This is a genomic window from Agrococcus sp. Marseille-Q4369, assembly GCF_018308945.1.
Taxonomy (GTDB): Bacteria; Actinomycetota; Actinomycetes; order Actinomycetales; family Microbacteriaceae; genus Agrococcus.
The window spans coordinates 2,555,886-2,568,312 of sequence record NZ_CP070501.1 but is presented as its reverse complement, the minus strand read 5'-3'; the positions used below and the strand labels follow the sequence as shown (position 1 = coordinate 2,568,312).

Annotated in this window: 14 protein-coding genes and 1 other annotated feature; of the genes, 10 read left to right on the top strand and 4 right to left on the bottom strand. The window is 69.3% G+C overall.

Features of this window, described 5'->3' with window-relative positions; genetic code table 11:
• Nucleotides 1-15: 15 nt before the first annotated feature.
• Nucleotides 16-1,653: an HNH endonuclease signature motif containing protein gene (locus JSQ78_RS12880; protein WP_211448123.1), complete on the bottom strand. Its 1,638-nt coding sequence runs from the start codon at nt 1,651-1,653 to the stop codon at nt 16-18.
• 126 nt (nt 1,654-1,779) lie between these two features.
• On the opposite strand from JSQ78_RS12880, the gene JSQ78_RS12875 reads away from it, so the two are divergent.
• From JSQ78_RS12875 to JSQ78_RS12865, 3 genes are read left to right on the top strand one after another with little or no spacing between them, the layout of a single operon-like run.
• Nucleotides 1,780-2,007 (top strand): hypothetical protein, encoded by a 228-nt coding sequence (locus tag JSQ78_RS12875; protein WP_211448122.1) that lies wholly within the window; start codon nt 1,780-1,782, stop codon nt 2,005-2,007.
• Between the two features lie 4 nt (nt 2,008-2,011).
• Entirely contained in the window at nt 2,012-2,884 is an 873-nt protein-coding gene (locus JSQ78_RS12870; protein ID WP_211448120.1) for a PfkB family carbohydrate kinase, read from the top strand.
• Nucleotides 2,885-2,919: 35 nt separating this feature from the next.
• Nucleotides 2,920-4,143 (top strand): pyridoxal phosphate-dependent aminotransferase, encoded by a 1,224-nt coding sequence (locus JSQ78_RS12865; RefSeq protein ID WP_211448118.1) that lies wholly within the window; start codon nt 2,920-2,922, stop codon nt 4,141-4,143.
• A 138-nt stretch (nt 4,144-4,281) separates the two neighbouring features.
• On the opposite strand, the gene JSQ78_RS12860 is transcribed toward JSQ78_RS12865, so the two are convergent.
• Nucleotides 4,282-4,794 carry a hypothetical protein gene (locus tag JSQ78_RS12860; protein WP_211448116.1) on the bottom strand — a complete coding sequence of 171 codons (513 nt, stop codon included), beginning with the start codon at nt 4,792-4,794 and terminating at the stop codon, nt 4,282-4,284.
• A 185-nt stretch (nt 4,795-4,979) separates the two neighbouring features.
• Here JSQ78_RS12860 and JSQ78_RS12855 point away from each other — a divergent pair, with 185 nt between their 5' ends.
• The 3 genes from JSQ78_RS12855 to JSQ78_RS12845 all read left to right on the top strand — a co-directional run bounded on the left by JSQ78_RS12855 (nt 4,980) and on the right by JSQ78_RS12845 (nt 7,783).
• The gene (locus JSQ78_RS12855) at nt 4,980-5,603 is read left to right on the top strand and encodes a FlaG family protein (RefSeq protein WP_211448114.1); all 624 of its coding nucleotides are present in this window, start codon (nt 4,980-4,982) and stop codon (nt 5,601-5,603) included.
• 359 nt (nt 5,604-5,962) lie between these two features.
• On the top strand, nt 5,963-7,273 hold the full coding sequence (locus JSQ78_RS12850) for an ISL3 family transposase (RefSeq protein ID WP_211448112.1): 1,311 nt from the start codon (nt 5,963-5,965) through the stop codon (nt 7,271-7,273).
• Between the two features lie 126 nt (nt 7,274-7,399).
• Nucleotides 7,400-7,783, top strand: coding sequence for a hypothetical protein (locus tag JSQ78_RS12845; RefSeq protein WP_211448110.1), 384 nt, complete (start codon nt 7,400-7,402; stop codon nt 7,781-7,783).
• Nucleotides 7,784-7,841: 58 nt separating this feature from the next.
• On the opposite strand, the gene JSQ78_RS12840 is transcribed toward JSQ78_RS12845, so the two are convergent.
• Complete coding sequence (locus JSQ78_RS12840) at nt 7,842-8,111, bottom strand: hypothetical protein (RefSeq protein WP_211448108.1); 270 nt, start codon at nt 8,109-8,111, stop codon at nt 7,842-7,844.
• Nucleotides 8,112-8,153: 42 nt separating this feature from the next.
• Here JSQ78_RS12840 and JSQ78_RS12835 point away from each other — a divergent pair, with 42 nt between their 5' ends.
• The 4 genes from JSQ78_RS12835 to JSQ78_RS14125 all read left to right on the top strand — a co-directional run bounded on the left by JSQ78_RS12835 (nt 8,154) and on the right by JSQ78_RS14125 (nt 11,112).
• Nucleotides 8,154-8,690: an SHOCT domain-containing protein gene (locus tag JSQ78_RS12835; RefSeq protein ID WP_211448107.1), complete on the top strand. Its 537-nt coding sequence runs from the start codon at nt 8,154-8,156 to the stop codon at nt 8,688-8,690.
• A 143-nt stretch (nt 8,691-8,833) separates the two neighbouring features.
• Complete coding sequence (locus JSQ78_RS12830; protein WP_211448105.1) at nt 8,834-10,144, top strand: site-specific integrase; 1,311 nt, start codon at nt 8,834-8,836, stop codon at nt 10,142-10,144.
• A gap of 314 nt (nt 10,145-10,458) precedes the next feature.
• A complete protein-coding gene (locus JSQ78_RS12825) occupies nt 10,459-10,809 on the top strand; it encodes a hypothetical protein (RefSeq protein WP_211448103.1) in 351 nt (116 codons plus the stop codon).
• Nucleotides 10,810-10,941: 132 nt separating this feature from the next.
• Nucleotides 10,942-11,112: a hypothetical protein gene (locus tag JSQ78_RS14125; protein WP_211448101.1), complete on the top strand. Its 171-nt coding sequence runs from the start codon at nt 10,942-10,944 to the stop codon at nt 11,110-11,112.
• Nucleotides 11,070-11,198: a sequence feature (AL1L pseudoknot), on the top strand. It overlaps the preceding gene by 43 nt.
• Nucleotides 11,199-11,338: 140 nt before the next feature.
• Here JSQ78_RS14125 and JSQ78_RS12815 read toward each other — a convergent pair.
• Nucleotides 11,339-11,962: a hypothetical protein gene (locus JSQ78_RS12815; protein ID WP_211448099.1), complete on the bottom strand. Its 624-nt coding sequence runs from the start codon at nt 11,960-11,962 to the stop codon at nt 11,339-11,341.
• Nucleotides 11,963-12,427: the final 465 nt, after the last annotated feature.

The following is a 12,427-nucleotide window of genomic DNA, read 5'->3' as shown; positions in this document are numbered from 1 at the left end:
CGCGCCACGACGCCGTCAGAACGGCAGCGGCGGTGCGTGGGGTTCGCCCTGCGGAGCCGCTTCGAGCGACGGCCCGTACCACTCGCGGAGCACGGCGGGATCGGGCTCCGGCCAGGTCGTCGGATCGTCCCAATGGCCGAGGCGATCGAGCGCTTCGCGCTGGTCGGCTCGCCGCTGGGCGCGAGTGCGCTTCGGCGGCCTGGCTCTCGTGCGGGGCATGTCGGTGAAGACCGGGCCGACCGGTTCGGGCGCGTCGTCGATCACCTGTCCGATCGGTGACGTCCAGCGGAGCACCCCTCCGGGCAGCTGCTCGACGGCCCAGCGGGAGTCGTGCTTGAGGCAGTGGTCGCGGCGACAGATGTGGGCGAGGTTCGACAGGCTCGTCTCGCCTCCCTCCGACCACGGTCTCGTGTGGTCGAGATCGGCGCGGCGGGCCGGCCGGTCGCAACCGGGTGCTCGGCAGCGCACGTCGCGGCCGAGCAGCGCGTGCCGCTGCGCCGCGGTCGGCGTGTAGGAGTCGACCGTCACCGCGACGCCGGTGACCGGGTGCGTGAACAGCCGCAGCCACGTGGGCGCCTCCCCCGCCAGCCGACGCGCGGTGTCGAGATCGACGAGCACCTTCCCGTCGAGCATCGCCGGGAACCGGTGCCCAGCCGCCTCGGCCTCGGCGGCGGTGCCGTCGAAGCAGAACGCGTCCGCGGGCATCACGATCATCGGCTTGACCTGGATGCCGGAGGTGGCGTGCAGGTCCTCCGGCACGACGCCGGACAGCAGCAGCTCCTGGAACGCATCCGCCCGGAACTGGTCGAACGAGCGAGGATCCTCCTTCGGCTTCCCGCGCGCCGCCTGCGTCAGCCGATCGTGCACCGCGAACGCCTCCAGCGCCGGCAGGAACGCGTACAGGTGCGCCATCCCATCACCCGCATCCGACACCTCCACCCGCCGCCGCTGCCGAGCCGTCTCGTGCCGGATCTGCAGCGGCGTCGAGAGCGCGTCGTTGACGATCTGCTTCGCGCGCGATCGGAGCCGGCTCACGCTCGAGCGCTCCGCCGCGTCGACGAGCGCCGCCACGACGCGCTCGCGATCAGCGGCCGTGAGCTGCTCGTCCTCGCGCAGCGGCCGCGTCTCGGCCTCGATCACTCGCAGGTGGCTGACCGTGATCCTGCCCTCAGCCGCCGCGTCGTGCGCGGCCCGTAGCGTCGTCACGATCGCCCACGCGTCGCTCATGCGCCGCTCGACCGTCGTCGACGCGAGCCCGACCTCGACCGCCGCGAACGACGCGAGCTCGCGCAGCATCGCGCCGGTGTCGCCGGGCTGGTCGATCATCCGCTGCAGGTGCCCGGCCATGAGCGCCCGCCGCTCCCCCTCGATGCGCGACGCCTCGGCCTCGAGCGCCGCGAACCGCTCCACGAACTCCGCATCGAGCCGCAACCGCCGCCCGGCCGCCGATTCCGGCGGGCGCGGCAGCGGCGGGATCGGCGCGCCCCGCTCGGCCGCGGCCGTCACCTGCTCCTCGGTCATCGCGACGAGCTGCTCGGACAGCTCGAGCCAGAACGCGTCGAGCTCCGCATCCGCTTCGATCTCTGCAGCCGAGCGCGGTTCGAGCGGCGGTGCTTCCAGCGCACCCGCCCCCTCACCCGGTCCCGTCGTCATGCTCATATCCTCCTCGGCACCACCCACACGCGAGCGGCCGGGAGACGCGCCTGTGGAGAGCGTCCGAACCCGCTCTCGGCAACCCGTGCTGGTCGCGCGCTAGGTTTGCTCGGACGAGGAGGCGGCATGCGCAAGTACCTGTTCAACCCGGGCGTCGTGACATCGGTCGCGAGCGGCATCGGCATCGCGAAGGCGACCCAGAAGGGCCCGCGCGACTGGCGGCTGGCCCTGCTGTGGGTCAGCTGGGGCATCGGCGTCGCGCTCGCGATCGGCGCCGTGAACCAGCGCGACGAGGGCACGCGGCAGCAGGAGCTCGAGCGCGAGCTCGAGAAGGCCGCCAAGAAGCGCCGCTGACGCGATGGCGGCGTCTCCGGCCGATGCGCCCGTCGTGGTCATCGGCGACGCGCTCGTCGACGCGATCGACGGCGCCGCGCACCCCGGCGGCGCCGCGCTCAACGTCGCGATCGGCCTGACCCGGCTCGGCGTGCCCGCGCGGCTCATCGCGATGGTGGGCGACGACGAACCCGGCCGAGTGCTGCGCGAGCACTGCGAGCGCCACGGCGTCGAGCTCGTCGCGACACCCGCGCCGCTCGGCACCGCTGTCGCGACCGCCGTGCGCGACGGCGACACGATGCGCTACGAGTTCAACGCCGCGGGCGTCGAGCGCTTCGTCGACCTCGAGGGGCTAGAGCCGCTGCTCGCCGACGCTCCGCTCGTCGTCGTCTCCTGCCTCGCCCTCGAGCACGAGCGGCAGGTCGCGCCGCTCCTCGCGCTCGATCGATCCGCCGAGCGGCTCCTCATCGACCCGAACGCCCGCCCCGCCTATCTGCGCGAGACCGGCGCGGTCGCGCGCTTCGCGCAGGGCCTCGACGCCCTCGCCGCCCGCGCGCTGCTCGTGAAGCTCTCTGACGAGGACGCCGAGCTCCTCTACGGCGAGGACGCCGACGAGACCGCCGCGCGGCTCGTCGCGGCCGGCGCCCGCGCGGTCGCCGTCACGCGCGGTCCCGGCGGCGCGACGATCCTCACCGCCGACGGCGCGGTCGACGCCGCTGTGCCGGCGCTCGCGGCGCCGATCGTCGACACGATCGGGGCCGGTGACAGCGTGCTCGCGTCACTCACCGCATCCGTCGTCTCCGGCGCGCGCGGCTGGGCCGGCCCGCTCGAGCGTGCGATGGCCGTCGCGGCCGCCACGACGCGCTCCGCTGGAGGGCTGCTGCAGCTGCCAGCCTGACGGGTGCGGCACGGGAGCGCGCCTAGCATGGGGCAATGGCTCTCAAGTCGCTCGACCAGTCGTCGAAGCTCAAGCACGTGCTCTACGAGATCCGCGGCCCGGTAGCCGCCGAGGCGGCGCGGCTCGAGGCGGAGGGCCATCGGATCCTGAAGCTCAACATCGGCAACCCCGCGCCGTTCGGCTTCGAGACGCCCGACACGATCGTGCAGGACATGATCGCCAACCTGCACGCCGCGCAGGGCTACTCCGACTCGAAGGGCGTGCTGCCCGCCCGCCGTGCGGTCGTCGCGCGCTACGAGGACGTTCCGGGCTTCCCGCAGCTCACGGTCGACGACGTCTACCTCGGCAACGGTGTCTCGGAGCTCATCACGATGACGATGCAGGCGCTGCTCGACGCGGGCGACGAAGTGCTCATCCCGGCGCCCGACTACCCGCTCTGGACGGCGATGACCTCGCTCGGCGGCGGCACGCCCATCCACTACCTGACGGATGAGTCGGCGGGCTGGGCGCCGGACCTCGCCGACGTCGAGGCCAAGATCACGCCGCGCACGAAGGCGATCGTCGTCATCAACCCGAACAACCCGACGGGCGCCGTCTACTCGCGCGAGGTGCTGCAGGGCATCGTCGACCTCGCGCGGCGGCACTCACTGCTCATCCTCGCCGACGAGATCTACGACCGCATCCTCTACGACGACGCCGAGCACGTCTCGATCGCGACGCTCGCACCAGACCTGCTGACGCTGACCTACAACGGGCTGTCGAAGACCTACCGCGCAGCGGGCTTCCGTGCCGCGTGGCTCGCGATCACCGGGCCGAAGGACCATGCGCAGGGCTTCCTCGAGGGGCTCACGCTGCTCGCCTCGACGCGGCTGTGCCCCAACGTGCCGGCGCAGTACGGCATCCAGGTGGCGCTCGGCGGCCACCAGTCGATCGAGGACCTCATCCTGCCCGGCGGGCGTCTGCTCGAGCAGCGCGACGCCGCGGTGCAGGGGCTGGGCGCGATCCCCGGCGTGAGCGTCGTGAACCCGAAGGGCGCGCTCTACGCGTTCCCGCGGCTCGACCCCGAGGTGCACGAGATCCACGACGACGCGCGGCTCGCGCTCGACCTGCTGCGGCAGGAGAAGATCCTCGTCACGCACGGCACGGGCTTCAACTGGCCCGCGCCCGACCACTTCCGCATCGTGACGCTGCCCTGGAAGCGCGATCTCGTCACCGCGGTCGAGCGGATCGGGAACTTCCTGTCGTCATACCGGCAGTAGCGCCCGCGGCATGACGAAGGGCCCGGCAACACGCCGGGCCCTCTCGCTGTACACCCCCCGGGACTCGGCGCCCTTCGAGCCCAGTAAGGTTGCGCGACCTGCCAAGCACGCCAGTCGGGCATAACCGGACCGCGCGCGTCAGGGCTGCTGCAGATGCTCCAGCGCTTCGAGAAACGCTCGCGCGATGTCAGGAGCCGCCGCTACAACGGTCGAACCGTCAACGGCCGCGCCAAGTGCAGTCGCAAGCGCTGTGAGCACGAGCCCGATCGTCCAGCGGCGCTTCCCGCGGAGTGCCTCGTCGAGGCGTGAGCTGAGCGCATCGTTCTGGACCTTGATCTCGTTGAGCATCCTCTGCACCTCGCGCAGCGCGTCCGGTTCGGCGACCGCCGCATCGGCGACCGCCGCGGCCGCTCGCTGCACCGGCTCCTGAATGGCGCGGAGGGCATCGAGGGACCACTGCGGCGCGGAAAGCGCGGTCGCGATGCCGTGCGAATCGATGCTGTACTCCCCATCCATGATGGGCGAGTGCGCCCCACACGTGGAGCAGTTGGTACTCGAGCCCGAGATCTTGAGGCGCGCCGTGCTCCTGACGACGATCCCCCGGACGGCGAACGGTCCATGCTCCGGGCACACAGCGACGATGGGGCTCATGCCGCAAACGCTAGTGCCGCGTCAACGCAAGAAGCGCCCCTCCACCTCCGAGGAGGGCGGGGCGCTCGCGCTCGGCCGCTCGTGCCGCAGAAGCCGCTAACCGCCACGTACGAACCCGGCTTCGCGGCGAGACCGCGGTCGCACTCGGCCCGAGTCTGAACCTTCCCACTGCTTAGAGTGGCGACATGAACGAGTTTCTCCTGGTTGCTGGCGGGGCCCTTCTGGGGTGGATCGGGACATGGCTTAGCGATCGACGCGCCGCCAAGCGGGCACGTGAAGAGCGCACCGACGCCAAGCGCGAGGCGGCCAAGAACCGGGCGCACGAGAAGCAGATCCGCGAGCAAGTTGCGGCTGAGGCGCGGCTTGAACGGTCAGAAGCGCACGCACGCGAGCGCGTGGCCGCTCTGCTCGAGGAGTACATCAAAGAGATCGGCGCCCGACACAGCTACCGGATGGACGGCGAGGACGGTCGCGACGGATGGGTCGACAGCCTCTCACACCACTTCGCGACAGCTCAGCTCATCCCGGACCGGGAAGCGCGAGAGGCGTTGACGAACGTCGTCGAGTTCATCGGGGAGCTCGCCGGCAACCTACACGCGACGCACCTTCTCGACCCGCACCAGCCCACCTACGCGGACACGATCTACAGCGCTGCATTAGCTGGCCGCGACGTCTGCGCTGAATGGCTGCGAGCCGGCAACCTGACACAGCCGACGAAGGTCCATGTCGAAGACTTCCGCAAGCGCCTCCTGACCGCACCTCCGGGTGCAGCAGGCCCAGCGGCCGCAGGCGACCCCGAGCATCCCTAAGCACGACGAAAGCGCCCCGCCACCTCCGAAGAGGGGCGGGGCGCTTCACGACTAGCGTCGACGTGCCAGCAGGCTGAAAACCGGAGCGATGCCGTCTCGCTCCTCGCTCTCGCCAGCCCAGCGGCGGAGTCGGCCGGGGGCCACGCCCAGATCGTGCGACGCGCGCGCGTACGTCTGCGACGGGTAGAGCTGCGCCAGCGCCTGCGCAAAGAGGAGAGGGCGATCGATCGCGCGTGTCCAACGCTTTCGCGGCTCATCGCAGTTGACGGTGTAGACGGTCGAGGTGCGTCGCTGGCCGGGTAGGGGTCGAGGTCTTCCAGGATGGAAGTTCCTACGCTCACCGTCCGAAAGACCTCGACGTGTCCGACGTTACCTTTGACGCGCCCTGCCTGACCACGTTCTGCCGACTCGACGAGCTCGGCTTAGAAGCCATCGGCCAACGCCTCGAGCCCGACCGCGCGGTGCTCTTCTGCCGGGTCGTGCAGGCTGACGAGTGGTGCCGCGACTGCGGCTGCCAAGGGGTGCCGCGCGATACGGTCACGCGGCGGCTGGCGCACGCGCCGTTCGGGCACCGGCCCACCGCGCTGCTGGTCCGCGTCCGCCGCTACCGCTGCACCGGCTGCGGCCGCATCTGGCGGCAGGACACCACGCGGGCGGCGGAGCCGCGGTCGAAGATCTCTCGCACCGGTCTGCGGTGGGCGCTGGACGCGCTGGTGCTCGACCACCTCACGGTCTCGCGCGTCGCGGCCGGGCTCGGCGTCGCCTGGCACACCGCCAACACCGCCGTGCTCGAGGAGGGCAGGCGGCGCCTGCTCGATGATCCTGCCCGCTTCGACGGCGTGGCGGTGCTGGGCGTGGACGAGCACGTCTGGCGCCACACGCGTCACGGCGACCGCTACGCGACCGTCATCATCGACCTCACGCCGATCCGCGACGGGACGGGGCCGGCGCGGCTGCTGGACATGGTCGAGGGCCGCTCGAAGCAGGCGTTCCAGCACTGGCTCGCCGCCCGATCCCAGGCCTGGCGCGACCGGGTCGAGGTCGTCGCGATGGACGGGTTCTCCGGCTTCAAGACCGCCACCACCGAGGAGCTGCCCGAGGCGGTCGCCGTGATGGATCCGTTCCACGTCGTCCGGCTCGCCGGGAACGCGCTCGACAGCTGCCGGCGGCGGATCCAGCAGCAGATCCACGGGCATCGGGGCAGAAAGGGCGATCCGCTCTACGCCGCTCGCCGCACCCTCCACACCGGCGCGGCGCTCCACACGCTGCGGCAGCAGCAACGGCTCGACGCGCTCTTCGCTGACGAGCGGCATCTCGCGGTCGAGGTCACCTGGGGCATCTATCAGCGCATGGTCGCCGCCTACCGGGAACCCGACCGCGCCGCCGCGCGCACGCTCATGACCGAGCTGATCAACACGGTCAGCAGCGGCGTGCCCGCGGCGCTGCGCGAGGTGATCACGCTCGGGCGAACACTCAAGCAGCGAGCCCTCGACGTGCTCGCCTACTTCGACCGACCCGGGACCTCGAACGGTCCGACGGAGGCGATCAACGGCCGCCTCGAGCACCTCCGCGGCTCCGCGCTCGGCTTCCGCAACCTCACCAACTACATCGCGAGATCGTTGCTCGAGGCCGGCGGCTTCAGGCCGCTGCTACACCCTCAAATGCGATGAGCCGCTTTCGAGCGCTGGATTTTCTGGCGGCCTTCGTGGCGACAGCGGTGCATCGACTCCTCTGGCCGTCGGCTGCTTCAGCGGGACGCCGCTCGTGCCTTGCCTGGCTATCCATAGGGTGGCGACGTGAGTGCGATCTACGACGTGAACGTGGCCTCTTCCCTCGCGCAGATACTTGCGGTCCTGGTCATCGCTGTCGGGCTCTCGACAGCACGCAGAGGTGCCTTGAGGCGTCGCGAGTACACCGGCAGAACTAGGCAGAAGCGATCGCAGAAGCTGCGCGAGCGGGACGATCGCAGGTGGGCGATCATGGTGCAGGCGTCACTGCTGGGCGCTACGTTCGCAATCTTCTTCTTCGTAGTCACGATCGCCCTCGTGCCTCTGGTGGGCGACGAACCTCAACTCGGCTCGCTCTACATCTTCGCTTTGTGGCTCTCCATAGCCTCGAGCGCAGGCTTGATCTTGGCGCTCTCGCGCGATCTCGGCGAGCACTCGGCCGGCGCGGACTGAGCAGGACGACGCGGCGCATCACCACTCCTGCGAGGTGACTCCCGAGCCCTCGTCATGCTCACTGGTGCCCGCAGATAGGTTTGCAGCTGCGGTGCGCGGGCGTCCAGTTACGCGGATCCCAGGTGAGGAGTGGGAAGAGCTTGCGCGACTTGACGTGCTGGACCATGCAGCCGTCGGCGTTCTTGCTCGGTAGCGAGTAGTCGATGCGCTGTCCGCAGATGCAGCACGGCGTCTTCCTGCGCCGGCCGATCGAGTTGACGCGAGCCAGCGCCTCCTGCGCGCGGCGCCCGGACCAAGCGGGCACGTGTTGTCCCAGCGCGTCGCTCATCTTCGCCCTCCGCGACGGCGTCGCCCCGGATAGGTTGCATCCATGACTGACATTGCAACGACGCCTGTCCTCGAGTTCACTTCGCACATCGCCGGCAAGAATGCCAAGGTGCGCGTCTATCGCGACCGCATCGAGTGGAGCCGCAAGGGCTGGGTGAGCGCCCGTACGCGCCACATCGCCGGCGCGGCGACTGCGGGCCTGTCCTACCTCGTCACCGGAGCCAAGACCGTCGACGACGGCGAGGTCATCCCGATCAAGACGATCTCCTCGATCACGTCGAGGCGCGGGCTGCGGAACACGCTGCTGACCTTCATCACGACGGGCAACACGCTCGAGATGAACGTGTCACACTCCGAAGCGGCGCAGGTGAAGGACCTCGTGCAGACCCTCATGCTCGGCGGCGATGCTCCTGCTGTCGTTCCGCCGCTGCCCTCGGCAGACGCGCGCCCCAGCGCTGCACCGGCGTCCGCGGAGCCGGACGTCGCCGCCGAGCTGCAGAAGTTCGCGGCGCTCCGTGACCAGGGCATCATCACCGACGAGGACTTCGAGGCGAAGAAGCGGCAGCTGCTCGGATTCTGAGCCGGACATGCGAATGGGCCCGGAGTCCATCCGGGCCCATTCATCTCGCACGCGTAGCGTAGCACGGTTGAACGACACGGCTGTCATTCGCTCCGAGGCTTGCGAACGCCTACTACCGCGACGCGCTCCGGCGCCGACGGCGGATGGAGCGCTACGGCAGCACGACGGCATCGGCCACGGCCCACCTCGAGGACGCCCTGCACGAAGGGCTGACCGACACGAGCGCGGAGATCCATGCGGGGAGTACCGTGGCGCAGCTCTCGGCCGCATGGTGGCCGGAGTTCCTCGACAGCGAGCCAGCGACGTCGACGCGCCTCGGCTACCGGCGCTCGCTCGACGAGATCGAGGCGAACGTCGGTCAGTTGCGGATCCGCGAGGCGACCGTGCCCTGGCTTGACCGCTACCTCAAGACGCTCGCCGATGAGCGCGGACCTTCGGTCGCGAAGCGCCACAAGGTGCTCTTCTCGCACATGCTCGGCTATGCCGTGCGCCACGGCGCTGCGAGCGCGAACGCTGCCGAGTCGACCAAGCCGCCGACCGGCAAGCGCTCCCCCGTCACCGCGCCCGACGCGGCCGCGATCGACGCGATGCGCGAGCGCTTCCGCGCCTACGACGAGCGCCCGCGCACGCTGCCGTTCCTCCGCGACTTCGCCGACCTGCTGATCGCGACCGGCGCCCGCACCTCCGAGGTGCTCGCGCTGCGCTGGCAGGACGTCGACCTCGAGCACGGCAAGCTCACCATCACGGGCACGCTCGTCAGCGGCGACGACGGCCGCGTCGTGCGGCAGGCGCATCCGAAGACCGAGCACGGCCGCCGACGCCTCACGCTGCCCGACGACGCTGTCGGCCTGCTCCTCGCGCGCCGAATGATCGCCGACTCCGACTGGGTGCTGTGCGCGCGGCGGCGGCATCCGCTCGCCGAACAACGCGCGCCGCTCCTGGCGCGAGGCGCTGCTCGAGAGCGAGCACGCCGCCGTCACGCCGCGCGGCTACCGCAAAGCGGTCGCGACCACGCTCGCTCGGGAACTCGGCTCGCAGGCGGCCGCCGAGAAGCTCGGGCACGCCTCGCGGCAGACGACGGAGGCTCACTACATCGAGCGCCTGCACGAGGGCCCCGACCCCCGCGCGGTGCTCGCGCGCCTCCGCCAAAGTGGAGAGTAAATGGAGAGTGGCGACCCCTGGACATGAGAAGGGCCCGGCAACACGCCGGGCCCTCTCGCTGTACACCCCCCGGGACTCGAACCCGGAACCAATTGATCTCGGACGCGTCGACACCTAGTATAAATCGCTGCGGACCGCGTCGACTCTTCGGCGACGAAGCGCCCTTCGCGACCCGGCTCGTCCCGCCGAGTCATCCGGTTTCTGGACGCGTTCCTGGACGTCGCCTTCGCCGCACCTCCCCAGCGGACCGAGCCTCCATATGTCGGCCTCAAGAGAGCAGAATCGAGACCTAGGCGACCGCCGTGGGCCATCCCGACGGGGAGCAGAGAACGATTCTCCGGCCGGCCGCCGTCGCACCGCTGAATGCTGCGCTCCCCCGCGCGCAGCCGGCCGATCGACCAAGCCATCTCCGCCTGGGATCACGAGCCGGCGTTCTCTGAGGCCTGGGCTTGCTCGAGAGCACGGCCGCGTTCTTCAAGGAGCACGGACACCGGCCGCTCACGATCGGCGACGACCAGGACGAGCTCCGACTCGGCCGGCGGCTGTCCCGCAGCGGCAGGCGGAGACCGCGAGGACGCTACCCCCGCACCGACGCGAGACGCTCGACATGGCGCTGATCGGCTGGCGCGCGAAGCGCTATGCGCCCGCCGCATGGACGATGCTAAGGCAGACCCTGCAGCAACTGAGCATCCGCGAGGACTGGCCCGTGTGGCAGCGCCACGGCCGGATCAGGGCGTTCGCATCGAAGCTCGGCCTCATGGTGCCGCAGCTCAATGCGCAGATGGAGACGGCGGCGTTCCCGAGGACGATCCGGTGGGCGCGACTCTCGATGACACGCTGCCGATCCGCTCAATCAGTCCTGAAACGCCGGAGGAAGGTGCTCGCGTTGCGGTGTTGGGGGGTCACGCAATTTGATGCCGCCCGACAGTCGGACGTCCAACGCCTCATCTCCGCGTGAGCTTGGTGAGCGCGCTGTCCTGGCGGTCGCCGAGTCGATGTCCGAGAGCCGGTATCCGAGCGAGTTCGAGGCGATCCGGACGATCGCACAGCGAAGAGCGGCATCGGGTCGCCGGAGACGCTGCGCAAGTGGGTGCGCGAGGCGGAGGTCGACGGCGGCGCCCGCTCTGGCAAGACGACGCAGGAACTCGCGCAGATCCGGGAACTGAAGAAGAAGAAGGCGGCGCTGCGGCGGGCGAACGAGATCCTCAAGGCGGCTTCGGCTTTCTTCGCGGCGGAGCTCGACCGCCCACCGAAGTTCTGACCGCGTTCATCGACGAGCACCGTGACGTGTTCGGGGTCGAGCCGATCTGCCGCGTGCTGACTGGGCACGGGATCCAGATCGACCCGTCGACGTACTACGAGGCCCGCAGGCGGCCGCCATCGAAGCGTTCGAACGCTAAGCACGCTCGCTTAAGCAGGCCAACTCACCATGGCACGTGGCAGCAGGCACCTCCGTCTTCGCCTTGACCACCATCAAACAGGCGACGCTACCCGCGGTCCGGCCGGAAGGTCGAAGGCAGCTCGGGGCAATCGGCTCGCAAACGTTGCCACTCTTCATCCGAGACAATGCCAATTTCGGAATACGGCAGCCAAGCGTTAGTCCAGTTCGATTCGACGAACTGGGCGCTGCTCGGCGCTTCGGACGTGCTATAACCGTGGTCAGACAGGCATGGCACCAGGCTGTTGACGTAGTAGTCGTAGATGAGCAGAAGCTCATCGTTCGATGGGGGCGCCGAGTGATACGGGTGCACCGGGTACTCCATATTGCAGGCGTAGTGTGCCAGCGCGTACGCTTCGGCCTGCACTAAGGGATACGACGCGTCGACACCTTCGCCCTCGACGGTCGCATCGAATCCGCTGTCACGGAGACACTCGGCAAGCGTGACGAGGGCTTCGTTCGGATGTATCAGGCGAACGATATCAACCGATGGAAGCTCAGCATTCGGGTACGCCGCTGTCAGTGACAGCGCCAACTGCTCCTGTTGCTCCTCCAGCTGAGCTATCTCCTCCGCGCTGAGCGTCGCGGTTGGGGAGGCGCCGTCGCTCTGTGCGCAACTAGCCACCAGCATAGAGACTGCGATGGCCACCACTGCCGCGATCCGGACCCTCACTTAATGTCGCATCCCATCCGGATCGACTGGGTTTGTATTTGCCAAGTGGCGTATAGCCTGCCGGAATAGGACACGGTGTACGCCCATCTCGTTTGATTCGTGTGGAAGTATCCAGTGTGGGGGTAGCTTCTGCTCGACATGGACGACGCTGAAGTCGAGTAGACGATCGAATGTGTCGAGTAGCCAGTCGTGGTGCCGGACATACCGACGCCGGACGCACACGAGAGGTATCCAAAAGTTTGGCTTGCCGCTGCATGCGCGACGCCCGCCGGCGCCAGTACGGCCGCAACCGCCAGCCCTGCAATCACGACTGCCTCAAGCGTTTCCCCATGCGATCCTCCTCGATTGAGTCAAGCTAATCCGCATCGCGGATACGCGTGCACTATTGAGTGAACCCTTGCAACAGAGTGTGCCGGTGTCAAGGGGCTTGGGCGGAGGCGGGTTCGTCGGGTGCACTGAAAGTTA

Coding starts and splice junctions, on each gene's coding strand:
- JSQ78_RS12880 (WP_211448123.1), bottom strand. CDS start 1,653: ATGACGACGGGACCGGGTGAGGGGGCGGGTGCGCTGGAAGCACCGCCG.
- JSQ78_RS12875 (WP_211448122.1), top strand. CDS start 1,780: ATGCGCAAGTACCTGTTCAACCCGGGCGTCGTGACATCGGTCGCGAGC.
- JSQ78_RS12870 (WP_211448120.1), top strand. CDS start 2,012: ATGGCGGCGTCTCCGGCCGATGCGCCCGTCGTGGTCATCGGCGACGCG.
- JSQ78_RS12865 (WP_211448118.1), top strand. CDS start 2,920: ATGGCTCTCAAGTCGCTCGACCAGTCGTCGAAGCTCAAGCACGTGCTC.
- JSQ78_RS12860 (WP_211448116.1), bottom strand. CDS start 4,794: ATGAGCCCCATCGTCGCTGTGTGCCCGGAGCATGGACCGTTCGCCGTC.
- JSQ78_RS12855 (WP_211448114.1), top strand. CDS start 4,980: ATGAACGAGTTTCTCCTGGTTGCTGGCGGGGCCCTTCTGGGGTGGATC.
- JSQ78_RS12840 (WP_211448108.1), bottom strand. CDS start 8,111: ATGAGCGACGCGCTGGGACAACACGTGCCCGCTTGGTCCGGGCGCCGC.
- JSQ78_RS12835 (WP_211448107.1), top strand. CDS start 8,154: ATGACTGACATTGCAACGACGCCTGTCCTCGAGTTCACTTCGCACATC.
- JSQ78_RS12830 (WP_211448105.1), top strand. CDS start 8,834: ATGGAGCGCTACGGCAGCACGACGGCATCGGCCACGGCCCACCTCGAG.
- JSQ78_RS12825 (WP_211448103.1), top strand. CDS start 10,459: ATGGCGCTGATCGGCTGGCGCGCGAAGCGCTATGCGCCCGCCGCATGG.